The organism is Escherichia albertii (assembly GCF_028622335.1).
In the GTDB taxonomy this organism is placed as follows: domain Bacteria; phylum Pseudomonadota; class Gammaproteobacteria; order Enterobacterales; family Enterobacteriaceae; genus Escherichia; species Escherichia albertii.
In genome coordinates, this window is the sequence record NZ_CP117568.1 from 3,584,240 (window position 1) to 3,601,085 (window position 16,846).

General features: G+C 48.4%; 16 protein-coding genes. 6 read left to right on the plus strand and 10 right to left on the minus strand.

Annotated elements, in window-relative coordinates; all coding sequences use genetic code 11:
* The first annotated feature begins 86 nt into the window (after positions 1-86).
* Together mgtL and mgtA are read left to right on the plus strand one after the other, a co-directional pair.
* Positions 87-140: a mgtA regulatory leader peptide MgtL gene (gene mgtL, locus PS053_RS17410; protein ID WP_100207247.1), complete on the plus strand. Its 54-nt coding sequence runs from the start codon at positions 87-89 to the stop codon at positions 138-140.
* A 142-nt stretch (positions 141-282) separates the two neighbouring features.
* Complete coding sequence (gene mgtA, locus PS053_RS17415) at positions 283-2,979, plus strand: magnesium-translocating P-type ATPase (protein WP_256878733.1); 2,697 nt, start codon at positions 283-285, stop codon at positions 2,977-2,979.
* A 44-nt stretch (positions 2,980-3,023) separates the two neighbouring features.
* Here the strand turns inward: mgtA and PS053_RS17420 are convergent, their stop codons facing one another.
* From PS053_RS17420 to pyrL, 5 genes are all read right to left on the minus strand, one after another.
* Positions 3,024-3,479: a transposase gene (locus PS053_RS17420; RefSeq protein WP_025237772.1), complete on the minus strand. Its 456-nt coding sequence runs from the start codon at positions 3,477-3,479 to the stop codon at positions 3,024-3,026.
* Positions 3,480-3,545: 66 nt separating this feature from the next.
* Positions 3,546-3,932 carry an enamine/imine deaminase gene (locus tag PS053_RS17425; RefSeq protein WP_000047542.1) on the minus strand — a complete coding sequence of 129 codons (387 nt, stop codon included), beginning with the start codon at positions 3,930-3,932 and terminating at the stop codon, positions 3,546-3,548.
* 72 nt (positions 3,933-4,004) lie between these two features.
* Entirely contained in the window at positions 4,005-4,466 is a 462-nt protein-coding gene (gene pyrI, locus PS053_RS17430) for an aspartate carbamoyltransferase regulatory subunit (RefSeq protein ID WP_000148573.1), read from the minus strand.
* 12 nt (positions 4,467-4,478) lie between these two features.
* Positions 4,479-5,414, minus strand: a complete 936-nt coding sequence (pyrB, locus tag PS053_RS17435; RefSeq protein ID WP_000013053.1) for an aspartate carbamoyltransferase — start codon at positions 5,412-5,414, stop codon at positions 4,479-4,481.
* Positions 5,415-5,416: 2 nt separating this feature from the next.
* A complete protein-coding gene (gene pyrL / locus PS053_RS17440) occupies positions 5,417-5,551 on the minus strand; it encodes a pyr operon leader peptide (protein ID WP_032156451.1) in 135 nt (44 codons plus the stop codon).
* A gap of 260 nt (positions 5,552-5,811) precedes the next feature.
* Here pyrL and tabA point away from each other — a divergent pair, with 260 nt between their 5' ends.
* Positions 5,812-6,264 carry a toxin-antitoxin biofilm protein TabA gene (gene tabA, locus PS053_RS17450; protein ID WP_000583465.1) on the plus strand — a complete coding sequence of 151 codons (453 nt, stop codon included), beginning with the start codon at positions 5,812-5,814 and terminating at the stop codon, positions 6,262-6,264.
* Positions 6,265-6,387: 123 nt separating this feature from the next.
* A complete protein-coding gene (locus PS053_RS17455; protein WP_256878732.1) occupies positions 6,388-7,974 on the plus strand; it encodes a hypothetical protein in 1,587 nt (528 codons plus the stop codon).
* A gap of 65 nt (positions 7,975-8,039) precedes the next feature.
* On the opposite strand, the gene argF is transcribed toward PS053_RS17455, so the two are convergent.
* A complete protein-coding gene (gene argF, locus PS053_RS17460) occupies positions 8,040-9,044 on the minus strand; it encodes an ornithine carbamoyltransferase (protein ID WP_256878731.1) in 1,005 nt (334 codons plus the stop codon).
* 162 nt (positions 9,045-9,206) lie between these two features.
* Here argF and rraB point away from each other — a divergent pair, with 162 nt between their 5' ends.
* A complete protein-coding gene (rraB, locus tag PS053_RS17465) occupies positions 9,207-9,623 on the plus strand; it encodes a ribonuclease E inhibitor RraB (protein ID WP_000002957.1) in 417 nt (138 codons plus the stop codon).
* A gap of 177 nt (positions 9,624-9,800) precedes the next feature.
* Here rraB and PS053_RS17470 read toward each other — a convergent pair whose 3' ends face one another.
* Positions 9,801-10,304 (minus strand): GNAT family N-acetyltransferase, encoded by a 504-nt coding sequence (locus PS053_RS17470; RefSeq protein ID WP_159386607.1) that lies wholly within the window; start codon positions 10,302-10,304, stop codon positions 9,801-9,803.
* A gap of 192 nt (positions 10,305-10,496) precedes the next feature.
* Here PS053_RS17470 and PS053_RS17475 point away from each other — a divergent pair, with 192 nt between their 5' ends.
* On the plus strand, positions 10,497-11,684 hold the full coding sequence (locus PS053_RS17475) for a YjgN family protein (protein ID WP_059236059.1): 1,188 nt from the start codon (positions 10,497-10,499) through the stop codon (positions 11,682-11,684).
* Between the two features lie 46 nt (positions 11,685-11,730).
* Here PS053_RS17475 and valS read toward each other — a convergent pair whose 3' ends face one another.
* The 3 genes from valS to pepA form a co-directional block, all read right to left on the minus strand.
* Entirely contained in the window at positions 11,731-14,586 is a 2,856-nt protein-coding gene (gene valS / locus PS053_RS17480; protein ID WP_113650729.1) for a valine--tRNA ligase, read from the minus strand.
* Positions 14,586-15,029: a DNA polymerase III subunit chi gene (holC, locus tag PS053_RS17485; RefSeq protein ID WP_119183054.1), complete on the minus strand. Its 444-nt coding sequence runs from the start codon at positions 15,027-15,029 to the stop codon at positions 14,586-14,588. The genes valS and holC overlap by 1 nt, the downstream gene beginning before the upstream one ends.
* 254 nt (positions 15,030-15,283) lie before the next feature.
* Entirely contained in the window at positions 15,284-16,795 is a 1,512-nt protein-coding gene (pepA, locus tag PS053_RS17490) for a leucyl aminopeptidase (protein ID WP_000397144.1), read from the minus strand.
* Between the last annotated feature and the right edge of the window lie 51 nt (positions 16,796-16,846).

A 16,846-nucleotide genomic window follows, 5' to 3' on the forward strand; every position in this document is an offset into this window, starting at 1 on the left:
GAGTATTATATCGCCATAAATGCTACGAATATTATTAGATTCTCCTTATTATTCGTGGCGCTATTTTTTCACTTACCGGAGGTTATATGGAACCTGATCCCACGCCTCTCCCTCGATGGAGATTAAAACTTTTCCGGTAAGCCCGTCTTTTCACGGCGTTACCGGATGCGTAAGGCCGTGACGTTTTAACGTCCCTGCTCATTTTTATTACCTTCAGGTAAGGTTTTACTACGCCTGAAGATATTTTCTGCACCATGCTTACAGGGTGCGGAGGGACTTCCTATGTTTAAAGAAATTTTTACCCGGCTAATTCGCCATTTACCTTCTCGTCTGGTCCATCGCGACCCGCTGCCTGGCGTGCAGCAGACAGCGAATACTCCGATTCCGCCTTCCTTAAGCGCGCATTGTCTGAAAATGGCGAATATGCCAGAGGACGAATTATGGAAAACCTTCGGCACGCATCCAGAAGGGTTAAATCAGGCGGAAGTGGAATCTGCCCGCGAAAAACATGGCGAGAATAAATTGCCCGCGCAACAACCGTCACCGTGGTGGGTACATTTGTGGGTTTGTTATCGCAACCCATTTAATATTTTGCTCACTATTCTCGGTGGGATTTCCTACGCGACGGAAGATTTATTTGCCGCAGGCGTGATTGCATTGATGGTAGGTATTTCTACATTGCTGAATTTTATTCAGGAAGCGCGCTCCACCAAAGCGGCAGACGCCCTGAAAGCGATGGTCAGCAATACCGCGACGGTGCTGCGGGTAATTAACGATAAAGGTGAAAATGGTTGGCTGGAGATCCCGATCGACCAGTTAGTGCCCGGCGATATTATTAAACTGGCAGCAGGAGATATGATCCCGGCTGATTTACGTATTTTGCAGGCTCGGGATCTGTTCGTCGCCCAGGCGTCGTTAACCGGCGAGTCTCTACCCGTTGAAAAAGCAGCAACCACCCGGCAGGCAGAGCACAGTAATCCGCTGGAGTGCGACACTCTGTGTTTTATGGGCACCACGGTGGTTAGTGGTACGGCACAGGCGATGGTGATTGCCACTGGCGCAAATACCTGGTTTGGTCAACTGGCGGGACGCGTTAGTGAACAGGAGAGTGAACCAAATGCTTTCCAGCAAGGGATCAGTCGCGTCAGTATTTTGTTGATTCGCTTTATGCTGGTAATGGCGCCCGTGGTGCTGTTCATCAATGGTTATACCAAAGGCGACTGGTGGGAAGCGGCGCTGTTTGCGCTTTCGGTTGCTGTGGGTTTAACGCCAGAAATGTTGCCGATGATTGTTACCTCGACGCTGGCGCGTGGCGCGGTAAAGCTGTCGAAACAGAAAGTGATCGTCAAACACCTGGATGCTATTCAGAACTTTGGCGCAATGGATATTCTTTGCACTGATAAAACCGGCACCCTGACACAAGATAAAATTGTGCTGGAAAATCATACCGATATCTCAGGTAAAACCAGCGATCGCGTGCTGCATAGCGCGTGGCTGAACAGTCATTATCAGACCGGACTTAAAAACCTGCTTGATACAGCAGTGCTGGAAGGGATAGACGAAGAGTCTGCGCGCCAGTTGGCGAGCCGTTGGCAGAAAGTGGATGAAATTCCGTTTGATTTCGAACGCCGTCGGATGTCGGTAGTGGTGGCGGAGAATGCTGAACATCATCAACTGGTTTGTAAAGGGGCATTGCAGGAGATCCTCAATGTGTGTTCGCAGGTGCGCCACAATGGCGAGATTGTTCCGCTTGATGACACCATGCTGCGGCGTATTAAACGGGTGACTGATACGCTGAATCGTCAGGGATTGCGCATTGTTGCGGTAGCGACGAAATATCTGCCAGCGCGTGAAGGGGATTACCAGCGGATTGATGAATCCGACTTGATCCTTGAAGGCTACATCGCCTTTCTTGATCCGCCTAAAGAGACAACGGCGCCGGCACTACGAGCGTTAAAGGCGAGTGGCATCACCGTGAAAATCCTTACCGGCGACAGCGAACTGGTGGCGGCGAAGGTGTGCCACGAAGTGGGGTTGGATGCGGGAGAGGTGGTCATCGGCAGTGATATTGAAACGTTATCTGACGACGAACTGGCAAGCCTGGCACAACGTACCACGCTGTTTGCCCGTCTGACGCCGATGCATAAAGAACGCATTGTGACCTTGCTGAAGCGCGAAGGACATGTGGTTGGCTTTATGGGCGATGGTATTAATGACGCGCCCGCTTTACGTGCCGCGGATATCGGTATTTCCGTGGATGGCGCGGTGGATATTGCCCGTGAAGCGGCAGATATTATTCTGCTGGAGAAAAGCCTGATGGTGCTGGAAGAAGGGGTCATTGAAGGGCGTCGTACTTTCGCCAACATGCTGAAATACATCAAAATGACGGCGAGTTCTAACTTCGGTAATGTGTTTAGTGTGCTGGTGGCGAGTGCTTTCTTGCCCTTCTTGCCGATGCTGCCATTGCACTTACTGATCCAGAACCTGCTGTATGATGTGTCGCAGGTGGCGATCCCGTTTGATAACGTCGACGATGAGCAAATTCAAAAGCCGCAACGCTGGAAGCCGGCGGATCTGGGGCGCTTTATGATCTTCTTCGGACCGATCAGCTCTATTTTCGATATTCTGACGTTTTGTCTGATGTGGTGGGTATTCCATGCCAACACGCCGGAAACGCAAACGCTATTTCAGTCGGGCTGGTTTGTGGTGGGATTATTGTCGCAAACGTTGATTGTGCATATGATCCGCACCCGTCGGATCCCGTTTATTCAGAGCCGTGCTTCCTGGCCGTTAATGATCATGACGGTGATCGTAATGATCGTGGGGATCGCATTGCCGTTTTCGCCACTGGCAAGTTATCTGCAACTGCAGGCGCTGCCATTAAGCTATTTCCCGTGGCTGGTTGCGATTCTGGCAGGATATATGACGCTAACGCAACTGGTGAAAGGGTTTTATAGCCGCCGCTACGGTTGGCAGTAAACACGTGATGAAACTGACCTGAAATACTCTTTCAGGTCAGCCGTTTATGCAAAGACCTGAACAAAAAAATAGATTACTGCAAAAATAAAAAAACAAATAAACGTCCAGCTCAAATTATAAAGGGCGCTGTAGCTATTATTTACAGAACGAGAGAGATAGATGTCTTCTTTTTTAATGTGTCTGGCGGAGATGTTGCGATACAGGCGAATATAATAAACACAATAAAGTAATAAAGGCGGTATTACCCATCCACCTGTAGGTTTGCCAAATATAAGCGTGAGTATAATGGAGACAGCAAAGAAAAGCAGAAAGACGATTTGCGCTTTGGATTCTATTTTTTTTAATTCACTTCTTACGCCTTCTGCGTGCTGTTCTTGCCAGCGCCGCAGTGTACTAACACTAAATTGATAGTGTTCACATAATTCTTTATTAGGCGCACCCTTTTTTGACTGCTGTAAAATTTCAGCAATTTGTTCATCAGTGAAACGGGCTTTAGCCATCTTCAACCCTCCGTGGTTGAATCAGATAATCCAGGCGCGAAACCTGGATTATCTTTTTGAAAGAGATTAGCGACGAACAGCGATCGCTTCGATCTCAATCTTCACGTCTTTCGGCAGACGGGCAACTTCAACACAAGAACGTGCCGGGAAGGTCGCATTGTGTTCGGTGAAGAAGGCTTCGTAAGTGGCGTTCACGGTTGCGAAGTCGTTCAGATCTTTTACAAACACGGTGGTTTTAACGATGTCGCCCACTTTCAGGCCAGCCGCTTCCACGATAGCTTTCACGTTATCCAGCGACTGACGCGCCTGTGCAGCTACGTCTGCCGGTACTTCGCCAGTTTTTGGGTTTACCGGGATCTGACCGGAGGTGATGATCATACTGCCCAGATCAACGCCCTGAACATAAGGACCGATGGCTGCGGGTGCATTTTCCGTCGCGATAGTTTTGCTCATGATTTCTCCTTTATTACAGCGGTAAAAAGTCTGGTTCATTATAGGGAGACAGACTTTTATTACCAACCGCAATTAATTGGCCAGCACCACATTATGCGAAAACTCTTTTTCGCAGTATTTACATTTGAGCGCGATATCATTGGCGCGTTTTCTCACTGCAAAGCTGGAAGAAACCGGTTCGGCATGGCTGATACAGTTGCTGTTCGGGCAGACCAACACATTATCAATACGTTCCGGCAAGCTGGGGCGCGATTTGCCAACGACTTCATAGTTGTCGATACGATTTACCGTGGCTTGTGGGGCGTACAGGGCCAGTTGATTAACCTGAGCGTCGGTCAGGAAGGTATTTTCGATTTTTATCAGATCCTTACGCCCCAACTCACCAGAAGGCAGATTCAGGCCGATGGTAATACGTTGATCTGTTTCGGTCAGCTTGAACAAACTCAACAGTTTAAAACCGATCTGGGCGGGGATATGGTCGATTACCGTGCCGCGTTTAATCGCTTCAACCTGCAATTTATTATCGTGTGTCATCTCTTTTTCCCCTTACAGTACCAGATCGCGATTCAGAACCAGTGCCAGTAACGCCTGGCGAGCGAAAATCCCATTACCTGCCTGCTGGAAGTACCAGGCGTGCGGCGTTTTATCAACATCGGTGGCAATCTCATCAACACGCGGCAGCGGATGCAGCACTTTCATATTGGCTTTGGCGTTGTGGAGATCGCTGGCGCGTAGAACAAACTGCGCTTTCACGTTGGCGTATTCGGACGGGTCCAGGCGCTCTTTTTGCACGCGAGTCATGTACAAAATATCCACTTCTGCCATGACTTCTTCAATGGCGCTGTGTAGGCTCCAGGAGATACCTTTTTCATCGAGCATATCCAGAATGTACTGCGGCATTGCCAGTGCATCCGGGGCGATGAAGTAAAAACGGTTGCCGTCAAATTTCGCCAGCGCCTGAGTCAGAGAGTGAACGGTACGGCCATATTTCAGGTCACCGACCATCGCAACGCGAAGATTGTCCAGGCGTCCCTGGGTTTCCTGAATAGTGAACAGATCCAACAGAGTTTGCGTCGGATGCTGGTTGGAGCCATCACCGGCATTCAGCACCGGTACATTGCCAGAAAACTCAGTAGCCAGACGCGCCGCGCCTTCCTGCGGATGGCGCATCACAATCGCATCAACATATGTGCTGATAACCGAAATGGTGTCGGCCAACGTTTCCCCTTTTTTACCCAGTGACGTGTTGGCGCTGTCGGAGAAGCCCACCACGCTGGCGCCCAGGCGGTGCATGGAGGTTTCGAAAGAGAGGCGGGTACGGGTTGAAGCTTCGAAGAAGCAACTGGCAATCACTTTATGCTTTAGCAGCTCCGGTTGTGGGTTAGCTTTCAGTTTCGCCGCTGTCGCCAGCACCAGATTGAGGTCATCGCGACTAAGGTCGTTTATGGAAATGATATGTTTCTGATATAGCGGGTTAGCCATGTTTATCTCCTGACGCCTGGGCAAAAAAAAGCCCCTCGATTGAGGGGCTGGGAACGGGTGATCAACGGGAAGAAAAACGGCAGGCCAGCGTCTTTTTTCAGACGCGGTAAGACAAAATGTCGAACACACTGAACCATACATCCTCCCGGCAAATTGTCCGGCATTATACTCAGCCAGAAAGTGGGATCAAGCAGTTAATGCAATAATTTCCGAAAGTAAACGATTGTAGTGAATTTATATGTCTTAAAATTGAATTTATAACGCATTGTGTTTTCAAGTGTAATGGGGAGAAAAACATGCGCCAGCGCAATCTGGCGATAAAAAATGCTGGTATGGCAGTAAGGAATTACGTATAACGAGATAAATGAAACGATGTTTTAATTGAGGGAAATAAAAGATGATCATCGGAAATATTCATAATCTCCAGCCATGGCTGCCAGAAGAGTTTCGCCAGGCAATAGAGCACATCAAAGCGCATGTAACGGCAGAAACGCCAAAAGGTAAGCACGATATCGAAGGCAACCGTCTGTTTTATCTTATCTCTGAAGATATGACCGAGCCGTTTGAGGAGCGTCGTGCGGAGTACCACGCCCGCTATCTCGACATCCAGATTGTGTTAAAAGGGCAGGAAGGTATGACCTTCAGTACACAATCTGCGGGGGCGCCGGAAACCGACTGGTTGGCTGATAAAGACATCGCCTTTTTACCGGAAGGCGTTGAGGAGAAGACCGTTATCCTTAATGAAGGCGATTTTGTTGTGTTCTATCCGGGTGAAGTTCACAAGCCGTTGTGTGCGGTAGGCGCGCCAGCGAGGGTTCGCAAAGCCGTTGTGAAAATGCTGATGGCGTGATGGCCTTTCGCCGTAAATAACTCCAGGTTTACGGCGAACTGCGTGAAAAGAGCGTTTTCTGATATTTTTTTGCTAGATAAAGTCGTAACAATCGGACGTTCTCACTAACTCAAGGAGCGCGTCATGGGAAGTTTCAATACCTCAGTTTCGAATAATTATCCTGGTATACTAAATGCCGACAATCTCCTCCTGAATAAAAAAGACTTAAATACCTTACAGACAGGAATTAATCATCTTGCCAGTATTGCTGGAGGACAAAATAACACTGGAAATATTCGCTCACCCAAAGCTTTTTTAGAGTTTCTGGTATGGGTATTTACGTTGGGGCATGTGAATTTTAACGAAATCCGCCACGAGGCGGGGAAAAAAATGATGGCGAATGTAACTGCTACTAATCATTTTAAAGATGATAATGGTGATGAAATAATGCAGTTTCACACGATAAATTCAGAGGGGAATGGGAGTGGTTTATCAGAGGTAATTATAGAAATTAAATTTGATACGTCTTCTTATGATGGGATCCCGCGAGGGCATACAGCTATTATACATCAACAACCTGACGGATCGAGTATTCGTTATGAGGGAAACTCGTTCGAAAGAAAAGATAATAGCTCGTTGCTCCTGATAGCTAACAAAGTTTTTGAGTATTATCAGCGTGATATTAATAATCAAACTGCGATAGAGATAAACAACCTCAATAAAAATGGTGAAGATGAGGTTATTTATAAAGAAATAGCGGATAATATATTAAATAGAATGTCACCACAAATAGAGTGCGGACATTTGTTAGTAATACCTTATCTGAATGATGAAATTCTTCCTCACTTACTGAATGAAAAAGACGATATACTTAAAAAAATTAATGATATTGAATATCATGGCATCTCAGAGGGAACCAGCAAAGAAAAAATAAATGATGAAATTAATCGTGTCAAAATTACTCTCTCTCATATACTTATCGATTACTTAGACAATGCGAAAGTTGACCTCTCTCCGGTCCTGATATCGATGTTAGAAGATTTTTCAGATTTGCCATATATTAATGACGTAAAGATACTGGAGTGGTGTTTTAATAAAAGTCTGAAATACATGAATGATGAATCAAAAATAAAATATGCATGCGAAATGGTTAATAAAATTGATTGTGGTCGTGAGCAGCCTAAAATAGCTGGGTTATTGCTTTCAATTCTAAGTAAGGATGCGTATAGAAATAATGAGTCAATACATGATCTTATTTGGGGTGAAGTCATTAAGAATATTGATGTCTTTGAGTTAAGTTCTCAAGAGAAATTTAATTTAATACAAGTTTATTTTAATAATGCTAAGTCACTGTTTAAAACAATACCTGCCTCTGTATTGACGAATGGAATTTTTTTAAATGATTTTTTTATCAATAATTCTAATATGTTTTCCTGGTATTTTCCTCATTTGCTTGAGCAGTATCAACTCTGTAAGAGCGAACTGGATAAAATAGAAATTCATATAGATGATTTAGAGAAAAATAAAACTGGTATACAAAATCAATCGCATTATTGGCAATTTTTTAACCAGCTTTCACTTGATGAGTTAACACTCAGAAAGTGCCTTATGTTGACCATTTTAAAATCAAATTGTGATATATCAATGTTTATTGATGAAGAGCAGTTGAATGCATTTAATTACCCAGAAAATTTAAGAGATACAATACAAAAATATGGATGGAAGAAATAAATTATCATTGTCTGGAATAATGTGATGCCGGGATAACGTTGTATTTCCCGGCATCGTCATATCCATTATTTGCTGAGCGTCGCGACCATGACTGCTTTGATGGTATGCATACGGTTTTCCGCCTGATCAAAGACAATACTGGCGGCGGATTCAAAAACTTCATCAGTGACTTCCATTCCACCATGCAGACCAAATTCTTCAGCCATCTTTTTGCCCTGCGTTGTTTGATCGTCATGAAAGGCGGGCAGGCAGTGCAGAAATTTAACCTGCGGGTTACCGGTGAGCTGCAGCATCTTGCTATTCACTTGATAATCACGCAGTAACGTGATGCGTTCAGCCCATTTCTCTTTCGCTTCTCCCATCGACACCCACACATCCGTGTAGATAAAGTCGGCATCTTTAACGCCTGCCGCAACGTCTTCCGTCAGGGTGATATTTCCGCCATGTTTCTGTGCCAGCGCGCGGCATTCGGTAACCAGTGAGGCTTCCGGCCAGCACGCTTGCGGGGCGACCAGCCGCAGATCCAGGCCAGTCAGCGCCGCCGCTTCCAGCATTGAGTTGCCCATGTTGTTACGCGCGTCACCTGCATAGACCAGCGTCATTTCGTTGAATGCTTTGCCGGGCAAATGCTCCTGCATGGTGAGGAGATCCGCCAGCAGCTGCGTGGGGTGGAACTCATTGGTCAGGCCGTTCCATACTGGCACACCAGCGTATTCCGCCAGCGTTTCGACAATCTCCTGACCATAGCCGCGATACTGAATACCGTCATACATCCGACCAAGCACGCGGGCAGTGTCTTTAATCGACTCTTTGTGACCAATCTGGCTGCCGCTTGGGCCGAGATAAGTAACGCGAGCACCCTGGTCATATGCGGCAACTTCGAAAGAGCATCGAGTACGGGTCGAGTCTTTTTCGAAGATGAGCGCGATATTTTTACCCGTGAGTTTGGCTTCTTCTTTGCCGTTTTTCTTATCAGCTTTCAGTTTCGCGGCTAACTGGAGCAGGCTATTGAGTTCCGCTGGCGTGAAATCAAGTAATTTCAGGAAATGCTTATGATAAAACCCGGACATAGGTCCCTCCTGTGGCTGACGCTGTGGTGAATTAAAATTCACTTTATATGTATTATTATTCATTTGCAAGCCTGATACATAAATCTTTGTCACAAAGGTGGAGGCAATGTCAGTGGTGTGTGACAATAAGAGTATCGGCAGGACATTTAAGAGGAATAAGCCATGGCAAACCCGGAACAACTGGAAGAACAACGTGAAGAAACGCGTTTGATTATCGAAGAATTACTGGAAGATGGTAGCGATCCAGACGCGCTATATACCATTGAGCACCACCTTTCCGCAGACGATCTGGAAACACTGGAAAAAGCCGCGGTTGAAGCATTTAAACTGGGTTATGAAGTGACCGATCCAGAAGAGCTGGAAGTAGAAGATGGCGATATCGTGATTTGCTGTGACATTCTCAGCGAATGCGCTTTGAATGCCGAGCTGATTGACGCTCAGGTTGAGCAACTGATGACACTGGCGGAGAAATTCGACGTTGAGTACGACGGTTGGGGGACTTACTTTGAAGATCCTGATGGTGAAGACGGCGACGATGAAGATTTTGTCGACGAAGATGATGACGGCGTCCGCCACTAATTAAGCGTTGACGACAAATGCAAAATTACCTGATGCGCTACGCTTATCAGGTCTACGAGGTTCCTGCAATCTATTGAATTTGTATGCCGGATAAGACGTTCACGCCGCATCCGGCATACACAAAAAGTACATTGTTATTGATCGGATGCCCGATAGTATGAACTGGCGGGCATTTTTTTAGAGTTTGCGCAGCATCCGCACTTCACAATCCACATGGCCCGTACAGCCAAGCGCGTAGTCGATATGTTGAAAACCTAAATGTTCATACAGAGCAATAGCGTCTGTCAGAAAAGCTGTTGTTTCCAGATAGCAGCGTTTGAAGCCCATTTCTCGCGCCTGCTCCATCGCCATTAAAGCCAGTTTTTTCGCCAGCCCTTTACCGCGAATGTCTGGAAGAAAATACATTTTTTGCAGTTCGCAAATGTCCGATTCACTACCCGTTAGTGGCGCAATTCCACCACCGCCTGCGACTTGACCATCATGTTCAACCACCCAATAAGCGTGACCCGGCTGGCTATACATTTGATACAACTCGTCGAGATTCGGATCGGCGACGGTGTAGCCTTTATCAGCGGTAAGGCCATACTCTGCAGAAACCTGGCGGATGACGCTGGCGATGGCTGCATTATCGGCAGCAGTAAGTTTGCGTAAACGGAGTGTGGGCGAAATGACGACATTCATAGCATAGCTCAATTTAAAATGTATGATTTATAGCTCACTTTAATACCACCCTAACTTATGTGGTGCAAGAAGAAGATAAATCAGAAAATATTAAGCATAGATCTCTTTAAGAAAGCGTATTCTAGACAGACCAGTACTACAGTGCTGGAATTATTATCTATATGAATGGAATTTATTTTAGGGATATGATTCATGAATGATGTAACCATCGGGAAAGATAACTCTCGTCACTCATTTGTATTCACCGGTAAAGGTGGTGAGTATTTTCTTATTTGTCTTGTGAATTTTTTACTGACAATTATTACTCTGGGTATCTATGGGCCATGGGCATTGGTGAAATGCCATCGTTATATTTATCAACACGTGACGCTCAAGGGGCAATCCTTTAGTTATAAAGGTACTGGAGGTGCTATTTTTATTAGTTTTTTATTCCTTATGGTGGTTTATTTTCTAAGTGTTTTTTGTTTTTCAAGTCAACACTTTGCGCTGGGGGGACTCCTGTTTGCGCTCTTGATCTGCGGTATTCCATGTATGGCAGTAAAGAGTCTGCAGTATCAGGCGAACATGACCTCACTAAATGGCATTCGCTTTGGCTTTAACTGCTCTATGCTCCGTGCATGGTGGGTTATGTTAGGGCTGCCTGTTCTGTTGGCGTTAGCTTTTTGGTTCATTCTGTATCTTATTGCGCAAGTAACGACATCGATAGGAGGATTATTCTTTAACTTAGTGATGTTAAGTTTACTTTCTGTCGTCGGGCTGGGCGTTATTCATGGTGTTACCTATAGTAAATGGATGCCATTGTTAGGTAATAACTCAAAATTTGGCGTTCATCAATTTTCCATTAAGGTAAGCGTCAAAGATTGTGTTAAAGGATGTATGCTTGCAATATTAACCCTGGTTCCGTTCATTGTTGTGATCGGTATTATGATTGCGCCAGTATTCCAGCAGTTAATGATGATGAGCATGTTGGGACGAACTGATGCAGGTGGCGAGCTCATTATGCAATATTACTCGCAGATCATGGCTTCCTATTTCCTTTATTTCGTCGCGATTCTTGTTTTTGCCAGTTATCTCTATGCCACGTTACGCAATCTGTTTCTGAATAATCTGGCGCTGGCAAATGGAACAATCCGTTTTCATTCGTCCATTACCACGTTCGGTATACTTCTGCGCATGTTTGCTGTATTAATAGGTTCCTCAGTCACCTGTGGCCTGGCTTATCCCTGGCTAAAAATGTGGATGGTTAGCTGGATTGCCAACAATACCCACGTTCAAGGTGACCTTGATTCGCTGGAGTTAACCAATGATGACAAACCGCAGGATAGCGGTCCGTTAATGTGGATATCTCGCGGTATTATGCTGTATGTTCCGTTTATTTAAATAAAAAGGCCGGAGCATGCTCCGGCCTTCGTTTGTATAGCGAATATTACAGCGCGGCGATAACTGCCTGCTGCTCAATCAGTTTCGCTTTTGCTTCCGCATAGCCTTCCAGCTTTTCACGCTCTTTCGCGATAACTGCTTCCGGCGCGCGGGACACAAAGCCTTCATTCGCCAACTTGTTCTCGATGCGGCTGATTTCACCTTCAATCTTCGCCACTTCTTTCGCCAGACGTGCCAGCTCATCTTCTTTGTTGATGAGACCCGCCATCGGGATTAGCAGTTCTGCGCCGTCGACGATCTTAGTAACGGAAACCGGACCTTTGTCATCGGCAGGCAGCACGGTGATGCTTTCCAGGCGAGCCAGCGTTTGCAGGAAGCCACGGTTTTCGTTTACACGACGCTCTGCATCCGCGCTGCAACCACGCAACAGCAGCTCCAGCGGTTTACCCGGGGCGATGTTCATTTCCGCGCGAATATTACGTACCGCAACGATCGCCTGCTTCAGCCACTCGGTGTCAGCCAGTGCCGCTTCATCAACCTGAGACGCATCGTACTGCGGGAACGGTTGCAGCATGATGGTGTCAGCAGTGATGCCGCAAAGCACTTTCACACGCTGCCAGATGGTTTCGGTGATGAACGGAATGATCGGATGTGCGAGGCGCAGCAGACCTTCCAGCACGGTCACCAGCGTATGGCGAGTACCGCGCAGTTCGGCTTCGGTGCCACCGTTCATTACTGGCTTGGTCAGTTCCAGATACCAGTCGCAGAATTGGTTCCAGGTGAATTCATACAGAATGCCTGCGGCGATATCGAAGCGGAAGCTGTCCAGCGCTTCGCGGTACGCTTTGATAGTCTGGTTGAACTCCGCCAGAATCCAGCGGTCCGCCAGCGACAGCGTCATTTCGCCGCCGTTGAAGCCGCAATCCTGACCTTCAGTGTTCATCAGTACAAAGCGGCTGGCGTTCCACAGCTTGTTACAGAAGTTACGGTAACCTTCCAGGCGCTTCATATCCCAGTTGATGTCACGACCGGTAGAAGCCAGCGCCGCCAGGGTGAAGCGCAGAGCGTCAGTACCGTGCGGCTCAATGCCGTTCGGGAACTGCTTCTCGGTGCGCTTACGGATTTTGTCCGCCAGCTGCGGCTGCATCATATTGCCGGTACGTTTTTCCAGCAGTTCTGGCAGCGAAATACCGTCAACCATATCCAGCGGGTCGATAACGTTACCCTTGGATTTAGACATCTTCTGGCCTTCGTCGTCACGAATCAGACCGGTCATGTAAACGGTGTGGAACGGCACCTGCGGCTTGCCATTTTCATCTTTGATGAAGTGCATGGTCATCATGATCATGCGGGCAATCCAGAAGAAGATGATGTCGAAGCCGGATACCATCACGCTGGTTGGGTGGAACTGACGCAGGGCGTCGGTGTTTTCCGGCCAGCCGAGCGTGGAGAAGGTCCACAGCGCGGAGGAGAACCAAGTGTCGAGAACGTCTTCATCCTGACGCAGGGCAACGTCGGCACCGAGGTTATTTTCCTGACGCACTTCGTCTTCATTGCGACCAACATAAACGTTACCTGCTTCGTCGTACCATGCCGGGATACGGTGGCCCCACCACAGCTGACGAGAGATACACCAGTCCTGAATATCGCGCATCCAGGAGAAATACATGTTTTCGTACTGCTTCGGTACGAACTGAATGTCGCCATTCTCAACCGCTTCAACTGCCGGTTTCGCCAGTACATCGGCACGCACGTACCACTGGTCGGTCAGCATCGGTTCGATAACCACGCCGCCACGGTCGCCGTAAGGAACGGTCAGGTCGTGCGGTTTAATTTCTTCCAGCAGGCCGAGTGCGTCAACCGCAGCAACGATCGCTTTACGTGCGGCAAAACGCTCCAGTTTCTGGAATTCAGCCGGGATTTCGCTGGAATAAACGTCGGATTCATTACCTTTGGTATCGAACACCTGAGCGCTTTCACGGATATCACCGTCAAAGGTCAGAATGTTGATCATTGGCAGGCTATGACGTTTACCGACTTCATAGTCGTTAAAGTCGTGCGCCGGAGTGATCTTCACGCAGCCGGTGCCTTTTTCCATGTCGGCGTGTTCATCGCCAACGATCGGAATACGGCGGTTAACCAGCGGCAGAATGACATATTTGCCAATCAGATCTTTGTAACGCGGATCTTCCGGGTTAACGGCCACGCCGGTATCGCCCAGCAGGGTTTCTGGGCGGGTGGTCGCAACCACCAGATAATCTTTACCGTCTGCGGTTTTCGCGCCGTCAGCCAGCGGATAGCGGATGTGCCACATAGAACCTTTCGATTCGCGGTTTTCCACTTCCAGGTCGGAGATAGCGGTACGCAGTTTCGGGTCCCAGTTTACCAGGCGCTTGCCACGGTAAATCAGGTCTTCTTTATACAGACGAACGAAAACTTCTTTCACCGCATTGGACAGACCTTCGTCCATCGTGAAGCGCTCACGATCCCAGTCGACGGAGTTGCCGAGACGACGCATCTGGCGGGTAATGGTGCCGCCGGATTCCGCTTTCCATTCCCAGATTTTGTCGATAAAGGCTTCGCGGCCATAGTCGTGACGGGTTTTACCTTCTTCTGCGGCAATCTTGCGCTCAACGACCATCTGGGTAGCGATCCCGGCGTGGTCAGTACCGACCTGCCACAGGGTGTTTTTACCCTGCATGCGCTGATAGCGGATCATGGTATCCATGATGGTTTGCTGGAAGGCGTGACCCATATGCAAACTGCCGGTGACGTTCGGCGGCGGGATCATGATGCAGAAACTTTCCTGGCTTTCATCGCCATTAGGCTTAAAGTAGCCCTGCTTTTCCCAGTGCTCGTAAAGCGGCTGTTCGATATCTTGTGGGTTATATGTCTTTTCCATTATTTCCAGGTTGCCGTATTCAGGTTGAAACCAGCCACGCGGTAGGCTTTATAGCGTTCGCGCGCCAGTTGTTTCAGAGAATCTTCATAAGGAACGAAGTCTACCACTTCTGTGAAAGCGGTGGCAAAATCTGCAAAGATTGTTCGCAGACTAATCAATATATCGCGCGGGCTGCTGCTGCGCTTTTGCGGCCAGGCGATCTCCACCGGCGCACCGCCGCGCGGTCCTTCTCCCGCTAAATTATGCGGAACAAAGCTTTCTGCCGGACGCGCCCACAGGGCTTCATCCAGTCTGTAAGCCTGCTTTTCATCTTCACAGGCGATGAGTACGCGCTTACCACTGCGCCAACGTTCTGCGGCAATTTCACACACCAACTGCTCAACGGCGCTTAAGCCATCGACGGTGGTGTCATTGTCCAGAAGGTAGAACGTTGCGTTTTTCATATATGGGGCTTCTTGTGGTGGATTTAAATACACATCAGGTAAACACCGTATTGCCTGATGCGACGCTGTCGCGTCTTATCAGGCCTACGAGTTCAGTGCTCTGTGTAGGCCGGATAAGGCGTTCAGGGCGCACCCGACAATGATAACATTGCCTGATGCGACGCTATCGCGTCTTATCAGGCTTACGAGTTCAGTGCTGTGTAGGTCGGATAAGGCGTTTACGCCGCATCCGACAATAACAATGCCTGATGCAATTACTCTTCGCCGTTAAATCCGGCGCGGTTTAGCAGGAACTGTGCCAGCAACGCTACTGGACGACCGGTTGCGCCTTTTGCCTTGCCAGAACGCCAGGCGGTTCCGGCGATATCCAGGTGCGCCCAGTTGTACTTACGGGTAAAGCGCGACAGGAAACAACCCGCGGTAATCGCCCCGCCTGGACGTCCGCCAATATTCGCCATATCGGCAAAATTGGACTCCAGTTGCTCCTGATACTCATCACCCAGTGGTAAACGCCATGCGCGGTCACCGGATTGTTCAGACGCAGCAATCAGCTCATGGGCCAGCGGGTTATGGTTTGCCATCAGACCTGTGATGTGATGGCCCAGCGCGATAACGCAAGCGCCAGTCAATGTGGCGACGTCAATCACCGCTTCCGGCTCAAAACGCTCAACATAGGTTAACACGTCGCACAGTACCAGGCGGCCTTCGGCGTCGGTGTTTAGCACTTCTACGGTTTGACCGGACATGGTGGTTAACACATCGCCCGGACGATAGGCACGCCCGCCAGGCATATTTTCGCAGCCTGCCAGCACGCCGATAACGTTAATCGGCAGTTGCAGCTCCGCGACCATGCGCATCACGCCGTAAACCGCTGCCGCACCGCACATATCGTACTTCATCTCATCCATGCCTTCTGAAGGCTTGATAGAGATACCGCCAGAGTCGAAGGTTAAACCTTTACCCACCAGCACAATCGGGCGCGCATCTTCCGACGCGTTGCCCTTGTACTCAATAACCGACATCAGCGATTCGTTTTGCGAGCCCTGACCGACCGCCAGATAAGAGTGCATTCCCAGCTCTTTCATCTGCTGCTCGCCGATAACGCGGGTAATGACATTCTTACTGTAGCTGTCAGCCAACTGGCGCGCCTGAGAGGCGAGGTAGGCGGCGTTACAGATATTCGGCGGCATATTGCCGAGATCTTTCGCAGCTTTAATGCCTGCCGCAATCGCCAGACCGTGTTGGATCGCACGCTCGCCGCTGGTCAGCTCACGACGGGTCGGCACGTTGAACACCATTTTACGCAGTGGACGACGCGGTTCGCTCTTGTTGGTTTTCAGTTGATCAAAGCTGTAGAGCGTTTCTTTTGCCGTCTCGACCGCCTGGCGTACTTTCCAGTAGTTATTGCGGCCTTTGACGTGTAATTCAGTCAGAAAGCAGACCGCTTCCATTGAACCGGTATCATTCAGCGTATTAATGGTTTTTTGAATGACCTGCTTATACTGGCGCTCATCAAGCTCACGTTCTTTACCGCAGCCAATAAGGAGGATGCGCTCGGAAAGTACGTTTGGTACGTGATGCAGCAACAGCGTCTGCCCAGGTTTTCCTTCCAGTTCGCCCCGACGCAGCAGGGCGCTGATGTACCCATCACTGATCTTATCGAGCTGTTCTGCAATCGGAGAAAGGCGACGTGGTTCGAAGACGCCCACGACGATGCAGGCACTCCGCTGTTTCTCCGGGCTACCGCTTTTTACACTAAACTCCATGCACTACGCTCCTGAATCTTAAAGACAACGGCGGTGGCTACAGATAGAATT

Bases quoted from the DNA above. Each gene is read 5' to 3' on its own strand.
- holC (WP_119183054.1), bottom strand. From the start codon at position 15,029: ATGAAAAACGCAACGTTCTACCTTCTGGACAATGACACCACCGTCGAT.
- PS053_RS17420 (WP_025237772.1), bottom strand. From the start codon at position 3,479: ATGGCTAAAGCCCGTTTCACTGATGAACAAATTGCTGAAATTTTACAG.
- PS053_RS17425 (WP_000047542.1), bottom strand. From the start codon at position 3,932: ATGAGCAAAACTATCGCGACGGAAAATGCACCCGCAGCCATCGGTCCT.
- rraB (WP_000002957.1), top strand. From the start codon at position 9,207: ATGGCAAACCCGGAACAACTGGAAGAACAACGTGAAGAAACGCGTTTG.
- pepA (WP_000397144.1), bottom strand. From the start codon at position 16,795: ATGGAGTTTAGTGTAAAAAGCGGTAGCCCGGAGAAACAGCGGAGTGCC.
- PS053_RS17475 (WP_059236059.1), top strand. From the start codon at position 10,497: ATGAATGATGTAACCATCGGGAAAGATAACTCTCGTCACTCATTTGTA.
- PS053_RS17455 (WP_256878732.1), top strand. From the start codon at position 6,388: ATGGGAAGTTTCAATACCTCAGTTTCGAATAATTATCCTGGTATACTA.
- valS (WP_113650729.1), bottom strand. From the start codon at position 14,586: ATGGAAAAGACATATAACCCACAAGATATCGAACAGCCGCTTTACGAG.
- pyrI (WP_000148573.1), bottom strand. From the start codon at position 4,466: ATGACACACGATAATAAATTGCAGGTTGAAGCGATTAAACGCGGCACG.
- tabA (WP_000583465.1), top strand. From the start codon at position 5,812: ATGATCATCGGAAATATTCATAATCTCCAGCCATGGCTGCCAGAAGAG.
- argF (WP_256878731.1), bottom strand. From the start codon at position 9,044: ATGTCCGGGTTTTATCATAAGCATTTCCTGAAATTACTTGATTTCACG.
- pyrL (WP_032156451.1), bottom strand. From the start codon at position 5,551: ATGGTTCAGTGTGTTCGACATTTTGTCTTACCGCGTCTGAAAAAAGAC.
- PS053_RS17470 (WP_159386607.1), bottom strand. From the start codon at position 10,304: ATGAATGTCGTCATTTCGCCCACACTCCGTTTACGCAAACTTACTGCT.
- mgtA (WP_256878733.1), top strand. From the start codon at position 283: ATGTTTAAAGAAATTTTTACCCGGCTAATTCGCCATTTACCTTCTCGT.
- pyrB (WP_000013053.1), bottom strand. From the start codon at position 5,414: ATGGCTAACCCGCTATATCAGAAACATATCATTTCCATAAACGACCTT.